Genomic DNA, 23,415 nt, shown 5'->3' with positions numbered 1-23,415 from the left:
TCACTCCTTTTCCCTCAACTAATACCTCCATTCTAACCAGAAAATAGCCTGACCTCTATCTCTCTACCTTACAATTATCTTACACAATTGTAAGGTAGCCAAAAACGTCTTCTAGATGATCGAATGTACACAAATAGTACCTGTCAGCTAAATAACGATTCGCACGGTTGTTCCTTTATTGACGGTTGATTGGATTTCGATGTGATGACCTAATTTTTTACATATCTGCTTAGCGAGGTAGAGTCCCATTCCGGTTGATTCTTGGAAGTTGCGGCCGTTTTCCCCTGTGAAGTAGGGATGGAAGACGCGTGCTAGGTCACTTGCCGGTATTCCTACCCCTTCATCCCGAATTTCTAGGAACACTTGGTTCTCACGGTGATAGCCATGAAAGTAAATTTTACGCCCCTCATCAACTGTGTATCGAAGGGCATTGGTAATAATCTGAGTTAAGGCAAAGGACAGCCATTTTTCATCTGACGCAATCCGCAAATCGTCATCAAATTGAAAGGAGGGAAAAATGCGACGGCGGATAAATAAACGTTTTTGACTGGAGACTGCTGCTCTGGCAACAGCTTGCAGATCAAGAGTTTCCACATAAAAATCATGTTCAAAGTTTTCCAATCGTGATGTATATAGAACCATTTCCAGCCCTTTTTTTAGGCGATCCAGCTCGTCCCCAATTGCTGTAAAGCGGGAATTATCCTCATCCTGGATCATTAAGTGAATAACGGATAATGGTGTCTTCATTTGATGAACCCATTGATTAATAAACTGCGTATGGTTTTCCAGCTTATATTTATAATTATGTAAATCCGTTTTATAATGCCGAAATTGACTTTTTAAAAGTCTATCTAAACTTTCTGCCAGCGGAGCCTGCTGAGGAGGGAAGCTAAAATCGTCCACCGAGGATAACGGATTTTCTAATCGCGTATAAAAGGAGCGATTCATCAGGTAACGGATACAGAGATATCCGAGCAATAAACAGCTGCTGAGAAATGCTGCATACATACTAATCTTCATATGGTGATACCCATCAAGCCAATAAACGACGGTGATGACCAATAATTGAACTAGATAAAAAACAAGCATGAGAATTTGGTCACGTAAGAATAGCTTCATTCTTTATTCCCCCAATCCGAATTGGGCAAAAAGCGATAACCTTGGCCGCGGATGGTTTGAAGTGCCTCATGAATATCCAATGAAGCTAACTTCTTACGAACCCGGGCAATATAAACATTTAGCGTATTATCATCTACAAATACCTGATCATCCCAAATTTTTTCTAGTAACCGGTCACGGCTGACCACCCGCTCCGCCTTTTTCATTAATTCATCTAAAATTTTTGCTTCTGTATGACTTAGTTCGATTTCTTTACCACATAAACTAAGATTCAGCCTTTCCACATCAAGGGTTAATCCAGCAACCGTAGTTGTCCGTCCACTTTGCGGGACCGCATAGGTGCCATACGCCCTTCTTAGCTGACTATTGATTTTCGCCGTCACAATTTCATAATCAAATGGTTTCGTAATATAATCATCCGCTCCATTTTCTAATGCCATTATCTGATCCATCTTTCCTTCTCTGGCAGATATAAATAAGATTGGGCAGGTGGAGATACTGCGGATTTGCCGGCACCAATAATAACCATCGTATTTCGGCAGATTGACATCCATTAAAACCAAATGTGGCTCATATTCCTCAAATTGAGTTCTGACTGTATCGAAAACATCGACAGCCTTTGTATCATAGCCGAATTTATGTAAATGAGCCTGAAGCAAACTTACCAGTTGTTTGTCATCTTCAACAATGAACAGTTTAAACATCCTTATTCTCCTTTTCGTATATCCTACCTTGATTGTATCAAAAGCCAAGGAGTGAGCGAAAGTTCTGCCCTCTTCAATACAAAAAATCCCCTGATTCTTCAGGAGATGCTTGCAGGCGGCTTAAAAATCATTTATAAACAAGTTTATATCGGGTTTCATCAATCACTCTTTCATCTGAAAGAGTGTACAACTATTGTAAGAACAAAAAGACAAAATGCCAATTAAGGCTCATTCTCAGGGACTAACGTATATAAATCCGAATGAAATGGCATGACGATTGATTATGTTTAAGTAATATAGTTTAAACCTCATGAGGTATCGCTATTGTTTAATAGTAACAAAAAAACGCCCTACTGGGCGTTTTTTCTAAAAATGTAAATATTCTTGCCGTGGAGCTGTCTTTCCTTTTACCTATTTTTTATAAAGATGCGCGTAAAATGGACATAACATCTTCACGATTCAGAACCTTGAATTTGCCGAATTCTCCATTTGCCATCGCTTTATCAGCCATTGCATCAATTTGTGAATCGTCGATGTCATAATCAGCCAATCTTGTAGGCGCACCAAGGCTGCTCCAGAATTCACGCAGTTTAGCGATTCCTTCCAAAGCTGTTTCCTCGTCCGTCTTGCCTTCAGGATCTACATTAAAGACACGTACAGCAATTTGCTTGAGGCGTGTAGGGTCTTCTTTCATTGTATGCTTCATCCAGTTAGGGAATAGAATTGCCAAACCTCCTGCATGAGGAATATCATATACAGCTGACACGGCATGTTCAATGTTATGTGTAGCCCAGTCACCGCTGTAGCCGACTTGCAGGTAGCCATTTAAGGCAATTGTTCCTGAATATAAGATTGTTTCTCTGTACTCATAATTTTCCAGGTCGTTAAGCAGCTTCGGAGCTGTTTCAATAACAGTCTGAAGAAGTGACTCACAGAAACGATCCTGCAGAGGAGCACTTGTTGCCTCATGGAAATATTGTTCAAATACATGAGACATCATGTCTACAATTCCATATACAGTCTGATTTTTCGGCACAGTATATGTATTCTCAGGGTCCAGGATTGAAAGTTGAGGGAATGTCAGAGGACTTCCCCAGCCGTATTTTTCTTTTGTTTCCCAGTTTGTAATAACAGATCCTGCATTCATTTCTGATCCAGTCGCTGCAAGTGTTAATACTGTTCCAAATGGAAGCGCAGCTTCAACAGGGGCTTTCTTGATGACAAGATCCCAAGCGTCGCCATCATATTTTGCTCCGGCAACGATAGCTTTGGTGCAATCAATAACACTTCCGCCTCCTACTGCCAAAACAAATTCAATTCCCTGCTCTTTACAGATTTCTACACCTTTTCTTACTGTAGAAATCCGGGGATTTGGCTCAACACCTGCAAGCTCATGCAATTCGATGTCCAGTCCGTTTAATTCTGCAATGACCTTATCATACAAACCGCTTTTTTTAATGCTTCCTCCTCCATAAACAAGAAGAACCTTCTTTCCATAAGCAGGAATCTCATTTTTTAATTGCTCTATTTGTCCCTTGCCAAAAATTAATTTTGTAGGATTTTTATAAGTGAAATTTTGCATCATGCAACCTCCTTTTTTTTCATTATGCCTAAAAAGGACTCAAAATACAAAACATCCGTTTGTAATGTTTTTATGTATAGATTCACTGGAGAAAAAGAAAGATAAGTTAGAACACTATTCTTCAAGGAGGTAATACAATGAGTGGTATTCAAAGAACTGCCCTGGTACTGACTATCATCGGTGCTATTAACTGGGGACTTATCGGCTTCTTCCAATTCGACCTCGTTGCAGCCATTTTCGGCGGACAGGCTTCTGCTCTTTCAAGAATCATTTACGGTTTGGTGGGAATTGCCGGCCTTGTCAACCTTGGACTTCTTTTCAAACCAAGTGCAGAAGTTGCAAGAGAACCAGAAGCCAGAACCGAAAGATAAGATAAGGTGAAACTTCATTTAGCGGCGCTCTTTCCGCTGAAGGTTAGCTGAACCAATCGGACTTTTACTGGCAGTCACCTCGTGCTTAACTTTGGGGCCTTACTGCCAGTTAATGTCGGGTAAGGTGAAACTTCCTTCAGCGGAGTTCTTTCCCGCTGATGGTTTATAAAGACAGACCAGTATAAATGCCCATTCGGCAAAATTGAGGATCGTTTTCTTGTTCATGTCCATTTCTGCATACGATGATGTTAGCGGCTATGGAATGATTCATGCAGAGCGGTCCTCTTTTTTTCGTTTTTTGATATTTCTTTATTAAAAGGTACTGAATTCTTTCGCGTCACGCATAAAAAACAGGGGTTTCAGATGCAATGTCTCCAATAAAGCAAAAAAAAAACCAACAGATAAATACCTGTCGGCCTTGCAGCGGTTCTTATTTTTTAATTAAATCTTCGCGCTGAGATTGGTCAATCCACTCTTGAAGCTTATCTTTTAATGTGTTAAAGCCTTCACCAGAGTCGTTTGTTGTAGCTTTAACAGCTGCCTGGCGTTTTTTAGGCGCTTTTTTAGCTGGAGCAGCCGGACGCTCAGGAGCTTCTTCAGTTGCACGGATAGATAATCCGATTTTTCCTGCAGCTTCGTCGATTGAAAGTACTTTAACTTGTACTTCATCGCCAACTTTTAAATGTTCGTTGATATCTTTTACATATCCGTGAGTAATTTCAGAAATATGAACAAGACCTTGTGTAGAATCGTCTAACGCAACAAAAGCACCGTATGGCTGGATGCCTGTCACTTTACCTGCAACAACATTACCAACTTCGTATTTTTCAGACATGGAAACACTCCTAAATAAAATATATTTTTTCCTCTTTTTCACGCAATATAAAATTATATCATACATTTTCAAAATTATCAAAATGGATATTGATGACATTTTCAGATCAGCAATTATTTTCACTGGCTCATAATCTCCTTCACCATAACAAAAAAAAGAGGAAAAGGCTACAAAAAGTAATTTCCACCATTCAGCCATTCTTAAACCCTGCATACATTCTTGGCTTTTATTTCTGTCTAAGCAGGTATATTCCTTAAAAAGGGCGGTCATAATGATTGTAAGACTTTTAAGGCTTATTTGAGCCGGAAACATTTAATACGGCCGCGCTTGCTGTATGAATGCTTTTCAAGTATTCCCCCTTTTTGAAGGCTGCCTGTAATGGGCAGCCTTTTTTTCTGTTTGCACAAGCTGCTCACAGGGAGAGGCATAACCGGCCTATTATAATTCCTACTGCGCCTATAGCTTCTCCCCATCTGTTCCGCTTCATTCATGCCTTAAGCCAAAAAAAAAATAAACTTACGGCCATACGTTATATCATAATGGGTAAAATAAGGAAAACAGTGATAAGGAGAAATTATAATGGCGCTTAACATTGAAAAGTCAGTACACAATATTAATGGCACAGAACTATATGTCGAGCGTTTTGAGCAGAGCAGCAGTGCCCCTGTACTTGTCCTGCTGCACGGGTTTCTTTCTTCCTCCTTCAGTTTCAGGCGTCTCATTCCATACCTGGCGGACGACTTTACAGTGATATCCATTGACCTCCCTCCATTTGGGCAGAGCGGGAAATCCACTTCATTTACATATTCCTGCAATAATCTGGCTATGACGGTCATTCAATACCTTGAGGCGGAAGGTGTGAAATCCTGCTGCCTGGCCGGCCACTCCATGGGCGGGCAGATTTCCATGTATGTGATGAAAAACCGGCCTGATCTCATTTCAGATACCGTTCTCTTATGTTCTTCCAGTTACTTGCCGGGAGCTCAGCGGCATCTTAAATATATAAGTCATTTGCCTTTTTTTCCGTATCTTGTCCGGCGCCGGCTTGAAAAAACGGGAATCGAAAAGAATCTGCAGAATGTCGTATATAACCAGAATTTAATCGATGATGATATGCGCACAGGCTATCTCACACCATTTTTGGATAATCAGATATTCAAGGCACTGGCAAAAATGCTGAGAGACCGGGAAGGAGATCTTGCAGAACAGGATTTGCATAATATCCAGACAAGATGCCTCCTGATTTGGGGTGAACATGATAAAGTAGTTCCTTTAACAATTGGACAAAGGCTTCATCGCGATCTGCCTAATTCATCCTTGATTGTAATAAAAGATACCGGGCATTTGCTTCCGGAAGAACAGCCGGAAATGGTTCATCGTTATATGAGGGATTTCTTTTTGGACGCCAAATAAAAACACGGCAAGGAATTTGCTTCCTAGCCGTGTTGCCTTATATCGAACAGCTTGCATTATTTTTAATAAAAAAAAGATGGCTGGCCATCGACTGGCATTTCTCAATATCCAAAACTTCTTCAAAAGAAAATTCGTAAATGTCCTGAATCTTTTCTGCAAGCTGCAAACTGGTTGTACATTCCCGCATGCTTATGAGTACGTCGGCAATTTCCGTTTCATAAAAGTCCTCTCCAAGCTGAAAGGGATCCCAGTTTTGCAGAGCGGCAACCAATTCTATATTCATTTGCTGATTTTCCATTTGTTATCACCTGCTTAAAAATTTCCTGAGTTCTTGTTATGATATATAGTAACACATAATTTCATTTCCAGTCAGAGGCCGAATAATGATCAGGCAAAAAAGTAATTATATTTAAATCAAATTCATAGGCGGTGAACGATATTGGAATACAATACTTTTGAAAGCATGATTGAAAGAAGGAATACAGGATCAGTAAAATGGGATAAAACAGAAATCTTGTTTGGTGCCAAGGACTTGCTTCCAATGTGGGTAGCAGATATGGATTTCCCTTCTCCCCCTGAAGTCCAGGAGGCGCTCATTTCAAGAATTAAGCACCCAGTGTTCGGTTATACAGCGCCATCAGAATCCATATATACTTCTATTATAAATTGGATGGAAAAGCGGCACAGCTGGACCATCCAAAAAGAATGGATTACCTTTAGCCCGGGCATCGTCGCTGCGATTGGCACTGCAATCAATGCTCTGACAGAACCAGGAGATAAAGTTATGATTCAATCTCCCGTCTACACACCTTTCTTTGATATGATAAAAAATAATAATAGGACCGTCGTAAATAACCAGCTTTCTTTAATTGAAGATCATTATGAGATTAACTTTGAAGATTTTGAGCAAAAGCTTAAAAGTGGTGTCAAAATGGTCTTGCTTTGCAGTCCGCATAACCCCGGAGGAAGAATTTGGCGCCGGACGGAGCTTCAGAAAATTGGCGAACTATGCCTAAAATATCAGGCTTTAGTGGTTTCTGACGAAATACATGGTGATTTAAGCCACTCCGGTCTCACCCATTTGCCGCTTGCCTCCCTTGATGCCCGCTTCACGGAAAATGTCATTACACTTATGGCACCAAGCAAAACATTCAATATTGCCGGCCTGCAGTCTTCGTTAATCATATGCAGCAATACCCTCATTCAAAATCGCCTAAATGAATATCAGCACAAAAATGGCTTTCACGGTTTAAATTTGTTTGCACTTACTGCCACTGAAGCCGCCTACCTTCACGGAGAAGCTTGGCTGAATTCCCTGCTGACTTACCTGCAGGAAAACATCCGGATTGCAGAGGAATTCATTAAAAGTGAGCTGCCGCAATTAAGATGCATCCACCCAGAAGCCTCTTACCTATTATGGATAGATTGCAGGAAGCTGGGCTTGAGCGGCAAAAGCATCCAGGAAAGGCTCATTTCAAAGGGCAAGATTGCACTAGAACCAGGCGAAAAATACGGACCGGGCGGAGAAGAATTTGTCCGGATGAACATCGGCTGTCCGCGAAGCATGCTGCTTGACGGCCTAAGCCGGTTAAAAACCGCATTAGCATAATCAAAAAAGTGTGAAGACCTCTCTTCACACTTTTCCTTTTTAATCCTCTGTATAAGGATCATGTTCATATGCAGGCAGATCGCCAAAGCTTGTCATGGTACCTTGTTCATCAAGAAGATCTTCGTATTGCTCATGCTGGGAATTAGGATATACCGTAACATTTTTCCCCTCTATATCAGTTCCGGCAAAGTTTTCATAATCCTCAACATAGCCGGTATTTTCTTCTGATTCCACATACATGTCATCATAATGGCCAGGAGGCCTTGCAAAATCCGAAGGGGACTCTGAAGTGCCGTAGCTTGCGACATCCTGCCAGGAATCTTCCGCATCATATGCTACATTTTCATCTTCTTCATCTTTTTCAAATTTCCCGAAAGGTGGCATTAAAACACCCTCCTCTACCGGGCGGTTATGGGAGGTATCCTGTGAAGGACTGTGCGCTATACAAAATTGAGTCGTAGGCAAAGCCTCCAATCTTTCAACAGGAATCTCACCAGAACAGACCTTACACGTACCATAGGCCCCTTCATCAATCGCTTGCAGTGCACCCTCAATGTCTTTGATTTCGTTTTGGTAATGCTCGTACAAAGCGATGTCCTTTTCCCGTTCATAAAGTTCAGAGCCTTCATCTCCGGGATGATTGTCATAGCTCGATAGCTCGCCCGTTGAAGCATGCGGATGATCTTCATTCAAGTTCAGATCCCCATTTGCCTCTAATCTGTCCTCCAGATCCTTCTTTAGGTTTTGCAGATTCGTTTTAAATATTTCGGTTTGTCTTTTGGAGAGCATTTTTGCAACATCCTTTCCTTACCCCTGATCTATAAATCAGCAAGTGACATTTGAGAAGTGAACTTGACAGCATTTCTATTACATAGTATTTTCCGTCTCTCATTCTTTCATGAAGGGATTTTTTTACAATTGCATTCATATCCAAATATCATAAATGTCTGGATTTCGCTTCACCTAAAAATAGGGCAAAACCTCTTTCAAATCACGCTTTAGAACAAACACCATGTGGAGCCAAAGATAAAATAAAAAGAGGCTGCTTCAAAGGCCTTACATGGGCCAGTGAAACAGCTTCTTAGGATTATAAAGGGATGATAGAAAGTACAATGGCAGCAAGAATCATGATACCAGCCGAACCGCATGCCCATTTGAGGAAAGAACGCTGCAGATCGCCGAAATCCTCGCCTACCATACCTACCAATAAATATGTGGACGGCACAAGCGGGCTTAACAGATGCACCGGAAGCCCGAGTAGCGATGCCCGCCCGATAAATGCGGGATCAATCCCATAGCCTGCTGCTGCCTTCGAAATTAATGGAAGGATGCCATAATAAAATGCGTCATTAGACATGAAAAAGGTAAAAGGTGCCGAAATGATGGCTGTAATTAATGCAAAGTGCGATCCAAAAGCATCTGGGATATGTGTAATCATTGTATTGGCCATTTCATCTACCATCTTGGTTCCTGAAAGAATCCCGGTAAAAATCCCTGCAGCAAAAACCATGGAAACGACAGACAATGCATTATCTGCGTAATGTGAGACCCTTTCTTTTTGATCACTTAGTTTTGGATAATTAATTATGATAGCAATAGCAAATCCGGCCATGAACAATACTGGCGCCGGAAGCAGTTCTTTAATCAATCCAGCCAGTAATGCAATTGTCAGCAAATAATTTACAGCAATCAGTCTCGGCCTTTTCAAGGAAGGCCCTTCAGCAGCAGCAGCCTGCATCGCAGTTGTACGGAAATCGATTTGAAGAACCCCTATCCTTTTCCGTTCTTTCCTGCCAAGACAATAGGACATGAATAACACAAACAGAATCCCCGCTATCATCGATGGAATGACTGGAGTGAAGATATCATGCATTTCTAAATGCAGGGCGGTCATGGCCCTGGCAGTCGGCCCTCCCCAAGGAAGGAGATTCATCACTCCGGATGCAGAAACCGCAATCCCTGCCAGGACAAGGGGCTTCATCCCTATTCGTTTATATAATGGCAGCATGGCTGAAATGGTGATCATATAAGTTGTGGTTCCATCTCCATCAAGAGAAATCATAAGTGCAAGCACTGCAGTTCCGATTGCAATCTTCACTGGATCTCCTTTTACTATCTTAAGGATAGCTGAAATGATGGGATCAAATACACCTGCGTCAATCAAAATCCCAAAAAAGAGAATAGCGAACAGAATCATGATTCCAGTAGGCGCCACACTTTTAATTCCTTCGAGCGCCATTGGGCCTATTTCTTTCCCAAATCCCCCTATCAGGGCAAATATGATTGGCACCGCAATCAGCGCAACCATCGCAGATAACCGTTTCGTCATGATTAAAACCATAAATAGAAGAATCATTAAAAATCCAAGTAAAGCAAGCATCCATATCCCTCCCCTGACTTATACATTCAGTGTAATAAAAACACTCAAATTTGTAAGCGTTTACAAATTAAAATAATTAAAAGAAATTAAAACCATTTTGATCATAAAGTTCACAATTAAAGCGTAAGCGCCTTGGTTAGCCTCGACCAGCATAAGGCGCGCAAGAATAGAAGGCGCTCTTTGCCTTCAATTCACTTATGACCTCGAGAGGCTAGGCGCTGAAGCTGGATAACAAGTAAAGCGTAAGCGCCTTGGTTAGAGGAATAAAGACTAAATACGCCGCGTCCTGCGGCAGCGTCTTTGTGATTCGCATTCTTAGGGCCACAGCATGGGGCACGCAAGTTTAACAGCAGCCTTCCCCCAAGAGCTCCCCGCCCGGATGTGATTCAACAGCCATCCTATATACTAAAAAAGGCCGGTTCTATTGAACCTCGCCTTTTAAACAGGATAATACTTTCTTTCCGGCCTTCCTACAATCCCGTACACCACTTCGGCCTTCCCTTCTTGAACTGAAATTAAGTATTCAAGATAGCGGCGGGCTGTTGTTCTTGAAGCCCCTATTTCCTTGCCCGCTTCTTCAGCAGATAAGCCATTTCTTTGTGTCTGCAGAACATACTTTACTTTCCCAAGAGTGATCTCATCAATTCCTTTCGGCAGGACTTCGGAAGTGCCTGGTACTTCCCGTTTCCCTTTGGAAAATAATAGATCAATATACCTCTGATCTACTTCCTGTCCGGATTCCATCAGAGCATGCTTATGAAGAAACTCTTGTATGATGTTATTAAAACGTTCTCTGCTAACAGGCTTAATCAGATAATTTTCAATTCCGTAGCTTAAGGCTTTTTCCAGAAATACTTTATCTGCGGCCGCTGTCACTATGATAATTCCAATTCCCGGAAATCTCTCGCGTATCTCAGCAAGCAGCTCTGTCCCCAGCACATCCGGCATGTACACATCAAGCAGCAGCAGACCGGGATTTTTTGAGTTCAATAACTGAAGGGTCTCTTTTCCGTTCAGAGATTTTCCAACTACCTCGATTTCATCGAAATCCTCAAGAAACTTCTCATGAATATCAGCAATCCGAAAGTCATCCTCTGCGATAACCGCTTTGATTTTCTGCATATTTCTGCCTCCTTGCTCATTTCTTTGGAAGATACACGATAAAATCAGTACCGCTTTCTTCCGTGCTTTGCACCTCAATCATCCCGCCTAGTTCCCTAACCGCTTCTTCAGCATTTGAAAGCCCATAGCCTCTTGGTTCGCTTCCCTTCTTCGATGTGTATCCCCTCTCAAAAAGATGACTCTTTTCTTCAGGCCCCATTCCCTTGCCGTTATCAGATATCTCAAAAATAATATCCTTGCCAATATCAGTAGCAAAAAACGAGACCTCCCCATCTTCTTTTCCAAACACTGCCTCAAAGGCATTATCCAGCAAATTCCCGAGGATGATAATTAAATTGGAAAGCTTGATATGATCTGGCAGCGGTTCTAAATGGCTGTCCGGAACTACATGGAAATTCAGCTTTTTTTCCGAGGCCTTTCCTAATTTGCCCAGCAAAATCGCCTGGACTTTTATATCCTTAACCTGATTGAATACTACCGAATTCTGGTATTGCAGTATATTCGTTTCGTTTTGGATCATTTTGAGGGCTTCATCATGTTCCCCAAGCTGCAAAAGGCCGGACAGCACATATAATTTATTGGTAAATTCATGTGTTTGGGCTCTAAGGTCCTCTGAATATCTTTTTACTTCAGATAGCGTATTGACCATCTGTTCGATTTCTGTTTTATCCCGGAAGGAAGCGACAACTCCCCTCATTCCCCCATTCTCAAAAATAGGGGTACTATTCACAATAATTGTCTTATCTCTCCATGTAATTTCCCGATCTATCGCCGGAATTCCGGAGCTTAGAACCTCATAAAGATGATCAGACGGGAATAATCGGTCAGCTTTCATATGGCGGACAGATCCCTTAATATGAAGCAGCCTTTTGGCAGGCTGGTTCATCATCGTAATGAATCCCTCTTTATTGATGGCAAGTATCCCTTCCTTCACGGCATGAAGAACTGCGTTTTTCTCTTTGTAAAGAGAAGCAATTTCATAAGGCTCCAAGCCTAATGTATCTCTGCGGATATTCCCTGAAAGCACTATGCTTCCAATGATGGAGACTAAGAGGGCAAAAAGAGAGACAAACAAGACCTTTGTAATGTTTTCTGTAATTTGTTTATTAATATCCTCCAGCAGAAAGCCTACGGAAACGATGCCGATTACTTGTCCCTTTTGATTAAAGATGGGAGACTTTCCTCTAAGAGATGGTCCGAGTGAGCCTTTTGCCTTCGATACATAAAAATCCCCTTTAGTGATGGCCCTCTCATTATCTCCGCCCCTCATTTTTTTTCCGATTTCCGCTGCAAGGGGATGGGAATACCGGATTCCATCCTTGTTTCCGATTACTATAAATTCCGCTCCAGTTTTTTTCCTGACTTTTTCAGCAAGAGGCTGAATGGTTTTGGAAGGATCACTGCTATGGAAAGCCCGGATGACATCAGGCATAATTGAAACCGTTTTCGAAATTTCCAGTGCCAGCCTTCCTTTGCTCTCTTCTATCTGGCTGCTCTCCATGTAACTGAAAAATCCTGTGAAAATAATGATAAGCAGAAGCCCCAGGGATAGAACAAGCCCCAGTATTTTTATCTGCAATGATACTCTTAGCGCCTTCAGCCCATATCCCTCCACATCTTAACTGCCATTTTTACTAATGCAAGAAACAGGATTGTCTGCAAGAAGTATTCACGGTATTTTTTTCTATTCAAAAGTCCCTTTAACGTATATTCTTTAATTATTCCATTTTGCTGGAAGGAGCCGTTTTATGACTGTAATTAAAAATTTATGGAGTTTTGCCTATCAGCAGGCTTGGTCCTGCTTGTTTCCTGCTATCATATTCCTGACTTTGGCAATATCCAAAGTTCTCCCCTTCCCATTCCTACACCGATATGACTTTATTTTGCTTGTCTGCCTGTCTGCCCAAGTCCTGCTTGTCCTCACAGGCATTGAAACCTTGGATGAACTTAAGGTCATCATCCTGTTTCATATCATTGGGCTTGCTCTGGAATTGTTCAAGGTGCACATGGGTTCATGGGCATATCCTGAAAGTGCCTGGACAAAATTCCATGGCGTCCCGCTTTATAGCGGATTTATGTATGCCAGTGTCGCAAGCTACATGTGCCAGGCATGGCGCAGGCTGGATTTGAAGCTGCTCCGGTGGCCCCGCACTGATTGGGTGCTTATACTGGCCGGGGCGATTTATCTGAATTTCTTTACCCATCACTTTCTGCCTGACTTCCGCTGGGTGCTTACAGCTCTTGTAGTCCTGCTTTTTTTTAACACATATGTGTCGTTCAGGGCCGATGGCGAATTATACAAAATGCCCCTTGCCCTTTCTTTCGCCTTAATCGGATTCTTCATCTGGATTGCCGAAAACATCGCTACCTTTTTTGGCGCCTGGGAATATCCAGACCAGCAGAAGGCATGGCATCTTGTTTCATTCAGCAAGATAAGCTCCTGGCTGCTGCTGGTAATTGTAAGCTTTCTGATAGTTGCAATTCTTAAACACGTAAAGCAAAAAGAGGAAGTTTTAACAGAGATAAAAACTAGTATATAAAGGTTAGAGCTATTTCAGCTCATCACTGATTTGATTTTTCTTAAGAAGCTCTTCTTCCAAGTGCTTCGTTTTTAAAGCTTCTTTCTTTGAGACTGAGATAATAAGTTTCATCGTGAGCACAGCACCAATTACAAAGATCACAGATGTAATGGCTGCAGGGATATACTCAGATTTATCTTTTGGAAAATAAAGAAATAAAGCAAGCACTGATTCTGTAATATTCATGTCATTGCATTCCTTTCCGAATAGTCCGAAATTTCCTTCTTCCATTATATCAGTATCTCTCCGCACCAACCACACAAGTTCTTAGGCGGTATTTGCGCTGCTTATAGTAAAAAGAACGCAAGCAATAAATATGCTTGCGTTCTTTTTATTATCCCAGTACTTTGATGGACTTAATGATAATGTCTTCTACAGGTCTGTCACCGTTTAAAGTGGGGAAGTTCGCAATGCTGTCTACGATTTCCAGGCCTTCAATCACCTGGCCGAATACAGTATGCTTGTGATCAAGCCACGGTGTTCCTCCTTGTTTCATGTAAGCTTCAATAATTTCCTCCGGATAGCCGGCCTGTTTCATTTGCTCACCCATCCGGCTGTCCACATTTTGGGCCTGGACGATAAAAAACTGGCTTCCATTTGTACCCGGTCCCGCATTAGCCATAGAAAGCGCCCCGCGGAGATTGAAAAGCTCCATGGAAAATTCATCTTCGAAAGTATCTCCCCAAATGCTCTCGCCGCCCATGCCAGTTCCATCAGGGTCTCCGCCCTGAATCATAAAGTCCTTGATGACACGGTGAAAAATAACACCATCATAGTATCCATTTTGGGCATGAGTAATAAAGTTCTCCACAGTTTTTGGCGCCTGCTTCGGGAAAAGCTTAATTTTAATGCTTCCCTGGGAAGTTTCCATCACAACTGCTTTTTCATTTTCAGATAACTCTTTCGATAATTGCGGATAATGAACCATTGTACATTCCTTCTTTCCTATATATCTTCCATACGATAATGAAAGTTAACCTTCTACTAATCATTTCCTTACAATGTACACTTTACACGAATCAATAAAAAGCGCAAGCGCCTTGTTTAGCTAGCGGAGCGGAACAAAGACTAAGAACGCCGCGTCCTGCGGCAACGTCTTCATGACCCCCATCCCTGGGGGCCCTAAGCCGCGTAAGACGAGAAGGTGTTCTTTGCCTTCTCGTCTTACGTGACTTATGACCTCGAGAGGCTAGGCGCTGGAGCTGGATTAATAAAAAGCGCAAGCGCCTAAGTAGAGCGCAGAAAAAGACCACGCTGTAAAAGCAGGCCTATTTTATGTATGATAGTGTATATCAAGCGCATTTTTCCAAGGAGGAAAGAAAATGACAGATCAGGATTTTCAAATTGGCGACCGTGTAACCGCCATATATAAAACAGGAAAATATATCGGTGAAATAACCGCTATCCGCCCGCAGGCATATCTGGTAAAGGTCATGGCTGTTTCCAAGCATCCCATGCAAGGTGACCTTCACAATCCGAAGCAAACAGAAGTAGCCATGTTCCATCAAAGACGTTCCCTCGCCTATAGGGAACAGACCAATGTTCCAATGAACATGGTCAGGCATTACGAAGGAGAAATACCGGATTATACTGAATCACTAAAAGAAGCCGTGACAGCAATGAAAAATAAATTATCGGAAGACAAAACGGAGTGGAATCAAAAAAGCCTTGAAATGCTCGAGGATCTTGAAGGGGATTACTTCAAATAAAAGAAACAATAAAAGCCAAATCAGTGATAGTGATTTGGCTTTTATAATGCAAGATTATTCAAGACTTGGGATAAATCAATGCGTTCCCCAATCGTTGTCGGCTGGTGATTTTTCATATAGCTTTTATCTTTTTCAACCAGTTTAAAAATGTTATATGTGGTTATGGCATCATCCAATGCACGGTGATGCTTTCCAGTGCCTTCTTTTCCATATGCCTGTACAGCTTTCCACAAACCTGTCTGATTTTGATCTCCAAAAAAACGCTTATACTCCATAGACAAATCGATCAATTTCCCCTTAAACGGAAATTCTATTCCATTCCTCTGGCAGCTTTGCCTAAGCACCTTCATGTCCATATTCCCCCATGTCACGACAGTTGTCGGACACTTTTGCTCATAGCTGCTTAACAATGAAACAAGCTCATTGAAAGACATTCCCTGCTCCACCTGCTCCTGTGAAATGTGAAGAAAATTTTTACAGCGTTCTGTAAGCTGCGGGAACTTTACCGGGGCAACAAACGAAGAAAATTGATCATTCATCTCTTCACCCATAACTGTAACAAAACCGACCTCTATGATCTCCGCAAAAAAGCCTTGTGGATTCGCCCTTCCCTCCGGCATTGTAAACTCAAAATCGATAAATAAATACTGAACCTGGTCTTTCATCTTCAAAGCCTCCTTTTTTATGCTTTGTTTAAATATACTGACAAACAAGCTTGTTTCCAAAATGCTTATTCAAATTATAGCAGAAAATTTTGAAATTTTTTTACTTTTTTTAAAGCTCTATTAAACGCTCATTCTGATTTCCGTTTCAATCAGCAAAGTGCAGAAACCACAGTCTTTATTAATAAAAGGGCTTACACAGCAATCTGCGTTTTTTATTTGTTTTTTCTGGCGCAATATCCCTTATTTTGTGAAAAAGCACTCATCGAAGCCGATAAAACAAATGGGTTTGATATAACTGCACAGCTTTGAAAGTCTGTTGGCATGCCCTACGCCATACCCAAAATATATTAGATTGGAAGTATAAGTATGCGCACGATCCTAGGCTATATTTTTATTTTAATGCTAGTACCTTTTTTATACATCCTTCTGGTCATTTCTGTCAATGAGTGGACACATGCACAGAGTGTGGAGCAGTTACTTGATAAAAAGGTGAATTATAAAAGCATCACTATTCCTCAAACAAGCTACATGACTGATGATACAGGAAAAACCATATTGGAAATCAGCAATGCAGAAAGAAGAATCTATCTTTCCCAAAAAGACATTCCTGAATTCCTTAAGCAGCTTTTCATTACCATTGAGGATCGAAGCTTTTACCAGCATTCTGGTGTGGATGCACTTGCCATAGGCAGGGCGATACTCGTAAACTCCAAGCATGACTCGTTCAGCCAGGGCGGCAGCACCATTACACAGCAGCTCGCAAGAAATCTTTATCTTTCTCAGGAAAAAACGTATAACAGGAAACTGACAGAACTTTTATATTCCTGGCAGCTTGAAAAAAAATTGACAAAGAGTGAAATTCTCGAGCTATATATCAATGCTATATATTATCAAAATGGCTCCTATGGAATAGAAGCTGCATCCCAATTTTATTATAGCAAGCCTCTGAATCAGCTTTCGAAGGCAGAAATTGCCTACCTGGCAGCTATTCCTAATAATCCAACCCTTTACAATCCGCTGACACACTACCAGCTTACAAAAAAGCGGCAGGAAAGGATTCTAAAGCAAATGCTGCTGGCAAACAAGCTATCAAAGGCTGAATACCAAAAAGCCATCCATGAAAAAATTAAACTGGATATCAGCAAACCTAAATCATTATATCCTGACTATACCGTCTACGCCCTTCAGGAGCTCAGCCAATTGGTCGCACAGTCGGAAGGGCTGTCAGAAAAACTCAAAAGCCATGACTCTAAAGCAAGAAAAGAAGCAAATGAAAAATTGTCCAAAAAAGTCACGCTGCTTCTGCAATCCGGTATAACCATCCATACAGCTCTTGATCCTGCTGTCCAAAAACGAGCCCGGCAATCTGTTCAAACACGCTTGGCCGGTTCTGGAGCAGAAGGAGCTGCAGCGGTCATACAGCATAATACGCATCGGCTTGTCTCTTTGATTGGGGGAAAGAATTATAAAATTAATTCTTTCAACAGAGCCTACCAAAGTTTTCGCCAGCCGGGTTCAGCCATTAAGCCGCTGCTGGTATATGCGCCATATATTGAGGATTCTCATGCTGCCACTGCTGACATGGTAAGCGGTGCGGACTATTGCAAAAATGGGTATTGCCCTAAAAATTATACTCGGAAAAGCTATGGAATGGTAACCATTAAAAAAGCATTTGCCGAATCCTATAATACCCCTGCCATCCGATTATTTGAGAAAAATGGGATAGAGAGAAGCTTCCGCCATCTTGAACCTTTTCATTTTAAAGAAGTGACAGCTGCTGACCGCCGATTAACAGCTGCTGTTGGAGGATTCGCCTATGGCACCAGTCCCCTTGAGCTGACGGATGCTTATACTAGCTTTACGGATGGGAACTATCAGCCGGCCAGAGCCATTACAAGCGTAACTGATAAATCCGGCAAGACACTTTATAGGTGGAACGACCATTTAGCAGTTGTCTGGAACAGGGACACCGTCAAAAAGATGCGGGAATTGCTTCATGAGGTAACCGTTAATGGGACTGCAAAAAAAGCCTATATTCCTTCTAGCTACATAGGCGGGAAAACAGGAACAACAAACGGAGTCAAGGATATGTGGTTTGTCGGGCTTACAGAAGATTACACAACAGGCGTCTGGGTAGGCAAAGACCGCCCTGCAGGTCTGGCTGCCCTTCAGCCCTCTGCCCCGCATTTAATGATTTGGAAGGATATCAACAAGCTTATAAAAAGCAAAAAGGGCTTCGAATAATCGATGCCCTTTTTGCCTGCTTATTTTTTTATATCGGCAGGCTGTTCATGATGCTGTTATAGAGCTTTAGAGATGAATAAGCGACAAGCAAAATGAATAATGCCCAAATGATTGTGTGAAAGAAAATCAATCCGATCATTCCGGGCATGCTTAAATTCGGACTGACCGCAAAAACAAAATAAATAAAAGCTATAAAAGCGGTTCCCAGAAAAATGGCCGCTAATCCTGTAATGGATTGAACACTCACAAGTGAAACAGCGCCACCTGCCGCAAAAATAACGGCAGCCATGCGTATTCTCTTTAGTCCATTTCCATCGGAATCTTTCGAAAAAAACAGCAGGGAAACTTCAATAGCAGTATCTGATATCAGTTTCAATGCGGAAAATAGCATAAAAAACAGTAAAAATATAACAAGCAAAAGAGCAAGCTTTATTTCTGCCTTTGAAAGAAACTCAAGCATTCCTTTATAAATGCCAATCTTTTGAATCAATATCAATGCTTCCATTTCACCATATAAGCCAAATGAAAGACTGAAAAGAATGATGGATATCAGCGGAAAATGCCCGATTAAATAGGTGTTCTTCATTCTGTCTCTCCGTCTCTGTTTCTGCTTGGGCAATCCGTGATGAATATGCTGCATTTAACAGCCGGCTAAGACCGGCTTGCCTATCCCCTTCTTGCTGGTATGGCAGACATTCTAAAGTCCGGACTGCTCTACTCTAGCTTTCTTTTAATAACAGCCAAGGTACATCTTGAAACACAAATTAGATTTTCCTCTTCATCACGAATTTTAATATCCCACACCATAGTGGTCCTGCCCCTGTGAAGCAGGTTTCCTTCTGCGGTTACAATTCCTGATTTTTTTCCTTTTATATGGTTCGCATTAATTTCAAGCCCGACAACCGCTTCACTGGCCTGGTCCACTAATTCAAATCCCCCGACGCTTGCTACTGTTTCTGCCAGTGCAACGGAAGCTCCTCCATGAAGCAAACCATATGGCTGCCAGGTTCTTTTATCTACAGGCATTGTCGCAATGACCTTGCCTTGTGATAATTCCATAATTTCAATACCAAGCGACGTCATTAGAGTATCCTTCAAATTCATTTCCATTATCATATCTCCTTTTTTATGGGAATTTCCTGATGCTGCACAAATTTATATCTCTGCTGCATAAGTCTTCGCATACATTAGGAACATATAAACCTTTTAGCCTTCATACCTTATAGGCAGAACACTTCGAATTGCTGCTGTCTTAATCAGTCATACGCCAAGGAGGAAAGGACATGGGGAATATACCCTATTTTTATTATCCCGGTTATTATCAGCATCCATCTTATCTGCATCTATCTCCTTATTCATACCCTGTTGCAGCAGACAGGCAATTTAACATGACAAACCCGGATATGTTTATAAAGTCTGCAAATGTCTCCCTGGCCTTGTTGAGAGATGCTGAAAAACTGCTTTCATCTTTAACGCACTCCAGGGCCCTTTCACAGAAAATCATGTCTGCCGCCCAGTCTTCCGACATGAACGAAGTACGCAAACTGATTTTAAGGACGGGTATACAAACTTCTCCAGACATCCTCTTCTCACCTGACGGCATCCGCCTGGACTTCCATCCAAAAACAGCAAATGCCCAAGAAGGCTGCTGCCACATTATATTAAGAATAAAATGGATGAATTTCTAACAAAAAAAGCGGAAGCGCCTGTTTAGTGAATCAAAGACTAAGAACGCCGCGTCCTGCGGCAACGTCTTTGTGACCCCCATCCTGGGGGCCTTAGACCAGCATAAGGCGTCTCCGAATAGAAGGCGCACTTTGCCTTCAATCCGGAGATGACTTATTACCTCGAGGCTAGGCGCTTCATTCACAAACTGCAGGCATTATACCCTTATTTTTTCGACTCAAATCTTTCCACCAGCAAGGCAAGTGTTCTTGTCATGACACCTGTTCCACCTGCTGTACCAAGGTCAGATGAAGAGTTTGCTGTTGAAGTGCCGGCAATATCAAGGTGCACCCACGGAGTGTCCTCGGCGAATTCACCGACAAATGCCCCGCCCATAATTGCGTGCCCTGCAGCGCCCGGTGAATTATTGAGATCTGCAATCCGGCTTCCTCTTACACGTTCTTTATCTTTTTCCGTAATAGGAAGTCTCCACATTGGCTCACCTGCTTCGAATGAGGCCTCAAGCACTTGTTCAAAAAATTCCTCATTATTAGTCATGGCACCTGTCATATCATTTCCCAGCGCTGTGATAACACCGCCAGTCAGTGTGGCAACATCGACCAGATATTCCGCTCCGTGCTGCTTTGCATACGTGACTGCATCAGCCAGCACCAGCCGTCCCTCCGCATCCGTGTTCAGGACTTCAATGGTCTTGCCGCTCATTGAAGTAATAACATCGTCTGGCTTAAAGGCATTTCCGCTGACCATATTGTCTGTCGATGGAATGACAGCTACAACGTTTTGCTCTGGTCTTAGCTCGCCGATAATCTCCATGGCGCCAAGAACAGCTGCAGCGCCTCCCATGTCTGTTTTCATTCCGACAATACCTGTTTTCGTTTTCAAAGAGTATCCGCCAGTATCAAAGGTAATACCTTTTCCGACAAGCCCAATAACATCCTTCCACTCTTCTTTTCCCTGATATTTTAAAACAATCATTTTTGGAGGTTCAACAGATCCCTGGTTGACCGCTAAAAGTGCGCCCATTCCAAGCTCAAGCATTTCATCCTTTTCCAAAATCTCAATTTCAAATCCGTAGCGCCCGCCAAGATCTGCCGCATAATCCGCAAGATCGGTTGATGTTAGAAGGTTTCCTGGCAGATTGACAAGTGTTCTTGCCGAGTTTGTAGCTTTACCGAAAACATGGCCAACTGTCAGGGAAGCAAGAATTTCCTCAGAGTCTTCCTTTGTATAAACGTTAAAGGAATGCAGTGTTTTTACAGCAGCATTCGATTTCTGCTTATACCCCTCAAATTCATACGTTGACAGCGCAAGAGCTTCACTTAATGCATGTGCAGCGTCAAGTGCGCTAATTTTCTCAGAGGTAAAGGTATCAAGGTCTGCAGCAAGGGAAGTGAATTTTCCGTTCAGGCTTTTAAAAGCTCTTCCGTATGCCTCGCGAAGTGTTTCGAAAGTCAGTTCACTTTCTTTGCCTAAACCGATGAATACTAGCCTTTTCACACCAATTTTTCCTAATGTATGTATTTTGCCAATGCTTTTTTTCCTTCCGGAGACATCTCCGGATTTTAATAATTCCGAAAGCTGCCCTTCCAATTTCTGATCCGCAATTTCAGCGGCACCTGAAAGTCTGGCAGGTTTATCAAAAACTCCGATCAGCAGACATTCCTGGCTTTGATTTAAATCGAGCTCATTCAGGACATTAAACATTCTGTCATTCCCCTCTCATATTGTCTCTCTCCATTATATCCAAGTTATCGATATTTTTCGAATGTTAAGGATGAAAGAAAAGCAGCTGTAACTGGCCGCCGCTGTGAATACATGCTTTTTTTGCCGGCGAAATGTTTAAAGACTTGCAAACTGGAGAACAAAGAACATATGACAATGACAATTTTGGCAGTTTAAGAAGGAATTTGGCTTCATTTATTGAATCAATAAATTCTGCCGTCTGAAAAAGCTTTCTCACGGCCAATGTGAATCCACCATTAACATTATTAAAAGAAATGAGGCGAATAAGCTTGGAATTTTTTTTTAATTTCCCTTTAATATCATCTTTGGTTGCCATATTTTTCGCACAGTTCATCAAGGTTCCCATCCATTTCGTTGCTTTTAAAAAAATGGATTGGTCATTGCTTACCTCTACAGGCGGCATGCCAAGCTCCCACTCCGCTGCCGTTACAGCGCTGGCAACTGCCATAGGAATAGAGTCCGGACCTGACTCTCCTTCATTTGCTGTGGCTGCTGTTTTTGCCATTATTACGATGTTCGATGCAACAGGCGTTAGGCGGCAGGCTGGCGAACAGGCGGTGGTATTGAATCGTCTTGTGGCAGATTTCAACACTTTTGTAGAAGAAGCAAAGAATTGGCAGAAGAAAGAGGAAAAACAAAAGCAGCGGAAATTGAAGGAGCTGCTTGGCCACAAGCCTATCGAAGTGTTCTTTGGCGGATTGTCCGGCATATTTGTTGCACTTATTCTTAATATGCTTTTATTCCAGGGATAGGCTTTCACATGGCATATTCTGCTATTATTTAATCTGCAGGGCTCATTTCAACTGCATCAGAGAGCCATTTCATTTATTGGAAGGTGAGAGCATGAAAATCATTTCAATATGTCCAAGCAATACAGAGCTATGCGTTTATCTGGGTGCAGATGACCTGCTGATAGCCCTTGATGATTATTCTGATTGGCCAGAACATCTGCAAAGCCTTCCTAAGCTCGGGCCAGACTTATCCATCCGCATGGATCGCCTGGAAGCTTTAAATCCCGATCTTGTCCTTGCCTCGCTAAGTGTGCCTGGAATGGAAAAAAACATCGCGGAATTGGAGAAAAGGAACATTCCCCATATCATCTTCAATCCTCAGTCTCTGGATGATATAGCCAACGACTTAATTGTCCTCGGTGAAGCATTGGGAATGAAGGAGGATGCAGAAAAAAGAGCCGGGCAATTCCTTGCATCACTGGAGGAATTCCGCATGGCCGCAAGCAAAATTAAGCATAAGCCCTCCTTATACTGGGAATGGTGGCCAAATCCATTATTCACGCCCGGCGGCATTAACTGGCTGACGGAAATTTCAAGGCTGGCAGGTGCCTATAATATTTTTGAGAACATTGAGCTTGCAAGTGTACAAGTGACCTCTGATGATGTCATTCAGCACGACCCTGATTACATCTGCCTTGCATGGGTAGGCGTGCCTGAAAAGAAGGTAAAGCCAGATCTTGTTAAAAAACGGAAGGGCTGGGGAGAACTCCAGGCAGTGAAGAACAATAACATATTCATATTGGAAGAGCCTCTGTACTGCAGGCCGTCTCCTCGGCTCCTCGAGGGTCTGCACAAGCTTGCAGGACTTTTGCATCCAAATGAATTTCCACTATTAACGTCTTCTAAAGGCGCGCTGCAATAAG

General features: G+C 42.2%; 24 protein-coding genes. 9 read left to right on the top strand and 15 right to left on the bottom strand.

Features of this window, described 5'->3' with window-relative positions; genetic code table 11:
• Nucleotides 1-147: 147 nt before the first annotated feature.
• The 3 genes from BM126_RS07465 to BM126_RS07455 form a co-directional block, all read right to left on the bottom strand.
• Nucleotides 148-1,119 carry a sensor histidine kinase gene (locus BM126_RS07465; protein ID WP_090988909.1) on the bottom strand — a complete coding sequence of 324 codons (972 nt, stop codon included), beginning with the start codon at nucleotides 1,117-1,119 and terminating at the stop codon, nucleotides 148-150.
• Nucleotides 1,116-1,823 carry a response regulator transcription factor gene (locus BM126_RS07460; protein ID WP_090988908.1) on the bottom strand — a complete coding sequence of 236 codons (708 nt, stop codon included), beginning with the start codon at nucleotides 1,821-1,823 and terminating at the stop codon, nucleotides 1,116-1,118. The genes BM126_RS07465 and BM126_RS07460 overlap by 4 nt, the downstream gene beginning before the upstream one ends.
• Nucleotides 1,824-2,241: 418 nt before the next feature.
• Nucleotides 2,242-3,405, bottom strand: a complete 1,164-nt coding sequence (locus BM126_RS07455; protein ID WP_090988907.1) for an iron-containing alcohol dehydrogenase — start codon at nucleotides 3,403-3,405, stop codon at nucleotides 2,242-2,244.
• 137 nt (nucleotides 3,406-3,542) lie between these two features.
• Between BM126_RS07455 and BM126_RS07450 the strand changes: the two genes are divergently transcribed.
• Entirely contained in the window at nucleotides 3,543-3,776 is a 234-nt protein-coding gene (locus BM126_RS07450; protein WP_090988906.1) for a DUF378 domain-containing protein, read from the top strand.
• 430 nt (nucleotides 3,777-4,206) lie between these two features.
• Here BM126_RS07450 and yugI read toward each other — a convergent pair whose 3' ends face one another.
• The gene (yugI, locus tag BM126_RS07445) at nucleotides 4,207-4,611 is read right to left on the bottom strand and encodes a S1 domain-containing post-transcriptional regulator GSP13 (RefSeq protein ID WP_071350220.1); all 405 of its coding nucleotides are present in this window, start codon (nucleotides 4,609-4,611) and stop codon (nucleotides 4,207-4,209) included.
• 579 nt (nucleotides 4,612-5,190) lie between these two features.
• Between yugI and BM126_RS07440 the strand changes: the two genes are divergently transcribed.
• Nucleotides 5,191-6,024 carry an alpha/beta fold hydrolase gene (locus BM126_RS07440; protein WP_090988905.1) on the top strand — a complete coding sequence of 278 codons (834 nt, stop codon included), beginning with the start codon at nucleotides 5,191-5,193 and terminating at the stop codon, nucleotides 6,022-6,024.
• 37 nt (nucleotides 6,025-6,061) lie between these two features.
• Here BM126_RS07440 and BM126_RS07435 read toward each other — a convergent pair whose 3' ends face one another.
• A complete protein-coding gene (locus BM126_RS07435) occupies nucleotides 6,062-6,322 on the bottom strand; it encodes a DUF1871 family protein (protein ID WP_090988904.1) in 261 nt (86 codons plus the stop codon).
• 141 nt (nucleotides 6,323-6,463) lie between these two features.
• On the opposite strand from BM126_RS07435, the gene BM126_RS07430 reads away from it, so the two are divergent.
• Nucleotides 6,464-7,633 (top strand): MalY/PatB family protein, encoded by a 1,170-nt coding sequence (locus tag BM126_RS07430; RefSeq protein WP_305728151.1) that lies wholly within the window; start codon nucleotides 6,464-6,466, stop codon nucleotides 7,631-7,633.
• A gap of 39 nt (nucleotides 7,634-7,672) precedes the next feature.
• Here BM126_RS07430 and BM126_RS07425 read toward each other — a convergent pair whose 3' ends face one another.
• The 4 genes from BM126_RS07425 to BM126_RS07410 form a co-directional block, all read right to left on the bottom strand.
• Nucleotides 7,673-8,422 carry a TraR/DksA C4-type zinc finger protein gene (locus tag BM126_RS07425; RefSeq protein WP_090988903.1) on the bottom strand — a complete coding sequence of 250 codons (750 nt, stop codon included), beginning with the start codon at nucleotides 8,420-8,422 and terminating at the stop codon, nucleotides 7,673-7,675.
• A 298-nt stretch (nucleotides 8,423-8,720) separates the two neighbouring features.
• Nucleotides 8,721-10,013, bottom strand: a complete 1,293-nt coding sequence (locus tag BM126_RS07420) for a CitMHS family transporter (protein ID WP_090988902.1) — start codon at nucleotides 10,011-10,013, stop codon at nucleotides 8,721-8,723.
• A gap of 438 nt (nucleotides 10,014-10,451) precedes the next feature.
• The gene (locus BM126_RS07415; protein WP_090988901.1) at nucleotides 10,452-11,135 is read right to left on the bottom strand and encodes a response regulator; all 684 of its coding nucleotides are present in this window, start codon (nucleotides 11,133-11,135) and stop codon (nucleotides 10,452-10,454) included.
• 16 nt (nucleotides 11,136-11,151) lie between these two features.
• On the bottom strand, nucleotides 11,152-12,735 hold the full coding sequence (locus BM126_RS07410) for an ATP-binding protein (RefSeq protein ID WP_090988981.1): 1,584 nt from the start codon (nucleotides 12,733-12,735) through the stop codon (nucleotides 11,152-11,154).
• A 148-nt stretch (nucleotides 12,736-12,883) separates the two neighbouring features.
• On the opposite strand from BM126_RS07410, the gene BM126_RS07405 reads away from it, so the two are divergent.
• A complete protein-coding gene (locus tag BM126_RS07405) occupies nucleotides 12,884-13,675 on the top strand; it encodes a DUF817 domain-containing protein (RefSeq protein ID WP_090988900.1) in 792 nt (263 codons plus the stop codon).
• A 9-nt stretch (nucleotides 13,676-13,684) separates the two neighbouring features.
• Here BM126_RS07405 and BM126_RS07400 read toward each other — a convergent pair whose 3' ends face one another.
• On the bottom strand, nucleotides 13,685-13,945 hold the full coding sequence (locus BM126_RS07400; protein ID WP_371261416.1) for a hypothetical protein: 261 nt from the start codon (nucleotides 13,943-13,945) through the stop codon (nucleotides 13,685-13,687).
• Nucleotides 13,946-14,048: 103 nt separating this feature from the next.
• Nucleotides 14,049-14,642 carry a peptidylprolyl isomerase gene (locus BM126_RS07395; protein ID WP_090988899.1) on the bottom strand — a complete coding sequence of 198 codons (594 nt, stop codon included), beginning with the start codon at nucleotides 14,640-14,642 and terminating at the stop codon, nucleotides 14,049-14,051.
• Between the two features lie 394 nt (nucleotides 14,643-15,036).
• Here BM126_RS07395 and BM126_RS07390 point away from each other — a divergent pair, with 394 nt between their 5' ends.
• Nucleotides 15,037-15,423 (top strand): kinase-associated lipoprotein KapB, encoded by a 387-nt coding sequence (locus BM126_RS07390; RefSeq protein WP_090988898.1) that lies wholly within the window; start codon nucleotides 15,037-15,039, stop codon nucleotides 15,421-15,423.
• Between the two features lie 41 nt (nucleotides 15,424-15,464).
• Here the strand turns inward: BM126_RS07390 and kapD are convergent, their stop codons facing one another.
• Complete coding sequence (gene kapD / locus BM126_RS07385) at nucleotides 15,465-16,088, bottom strand: 3'-5' exonuclease KapD (protein ID WP_090988897.1); 624 nt, start codon at nucleotides 16,086-16,088, stop codon at nucleotides 15,465-15,467.
• 366 nt (nucleotides 16,089-16,454) lie between these two features.
• On the opposite strand from kapD, the gene BM126_RS07380 reads away from it, so the two are divergent.
• Nucleotides 16,455-18,332 carry a transglycosylase domain-containing protein gene (locus tag BM126_RS07380; protein ID WP_090988896.1) on the top strand — a complete coding sequence of 626 codons (1,878 nt, stop codon included), beginning with the start codon at nucleotides 16,455-16,457 and terminating at the stop codon, nucleotides 18,330-18,332.
• Nucleotides 18,333-18,360: 28 nt separating this feature from the next.
• Here the strand turns inward: BM126_RS07380 and BM126_RS07375 are convergent, their stop codons facing one another.
• Both BM126_RS07375 and BM126_RS07370 read right to left on the bottom strand, forming a co-directional pair.
• Nucleotides 18,361-18,918 (bottom strand): DUF5366 family protein, encoded by a 558-nt coding sequence (locus tag BM126_RS07375; protein ID WP_090988895.1) that lies wholly within the window; start codon nucleotides 18,916-18,918, stop codon nucleotides 18,361-18,363.
• A 128-nt stretch (nucleotides 18,919-19,046) separates the two neighbouring features.
• The gene (locus tag BM126_RS07370; RefSeq protein ID WP_090988979.1) at nucleotides 19,047-19,436 is read right to left on the bottom strand and encodes a hotdog fold thioesterase; all 390 of its coding nucleotides are present in this window, start codon (nucleotides 19,434-19,436) and stop codon (nucleotides 19,047-19,049) included.
• A gap of 179 nt (nucleotides 19,437-19,615) precedes the next feature.
• On the opposite strand from BM126_RS07370, the gene BM126_RS07365 reads away from it, so the two are divergent.
• Complete coding sequence (locus BM126_RS07365) at nucleotides 19,616-20,020, top strand: YuzC family spore coat inner layer protein (RefSeq protein WP_090988894.1); 405 nt, start codon at nucleotides 19,616-19,618, stop codon at nucleotides 20,018-20,020.
• 202 nt (nucleotides 20,021-20,222) lie between these two features.
• Here the strand turns inward: BM126_RS07365 and BM126_RS07360 are convergent, their stop codons facing one another.
• Nucleotides 20,223-21,722, bottom strand: a complete 1,500-nt coding sequence (locus BM126_RS07360) for a leucyl aminopeptidase (RefSeq protein WP_090988893.1) — start codon at nucleotides 21,720-21,722, stop codon at nucleotides 20,223-20,225.
• A gap of 308 nt (nucleotides 21,723-22,030) precedes the next feature.
• On the opposite strand from BM126_RS07360, the gene BM126_RS07350 reads away from it, so the two are divergent.
• On the top strand, nucleotides 22,031-22,513 hold the full coding sequence (locus tag BM126_RS07350; protein WP_071350236.1) for a divergent PAP2 family protein: 483 nt from the start codon (nucleotides 22,031-22,033) through the stop codon (nucleotides 22,511-22,513).
• Nucleotides 22,514-22,604: 91 nt separating this feature from the next.
• The gene (locus BM126_RS07345; RefSeq protein WP_090988891.1) at nucleotides 22,605-23,414 is read left to right on the top strand and encodes a cobalamin-binding protein; all 810 of its coding nucleotides are present in this window, start codon (nucleotides 22,605-22,607) and stop codon (nucleotides 23,412-23,414) included.
• Nucleotide 23,415: the final 1 nt, after the last annotated feature.

Source organism: Bacillus sp. OV322 (genome assembly GCF_900112495.1).
Classification (GTDB): domain Bacteria; phylum Bacillota; class Bacilli; order Bacillales; family DSM-1321; genus Peribacillus.
Note: the sequence above shows the minus strand (reverse complement) of the source record. Positions and strands in the feature narration are given on the sequence as shown.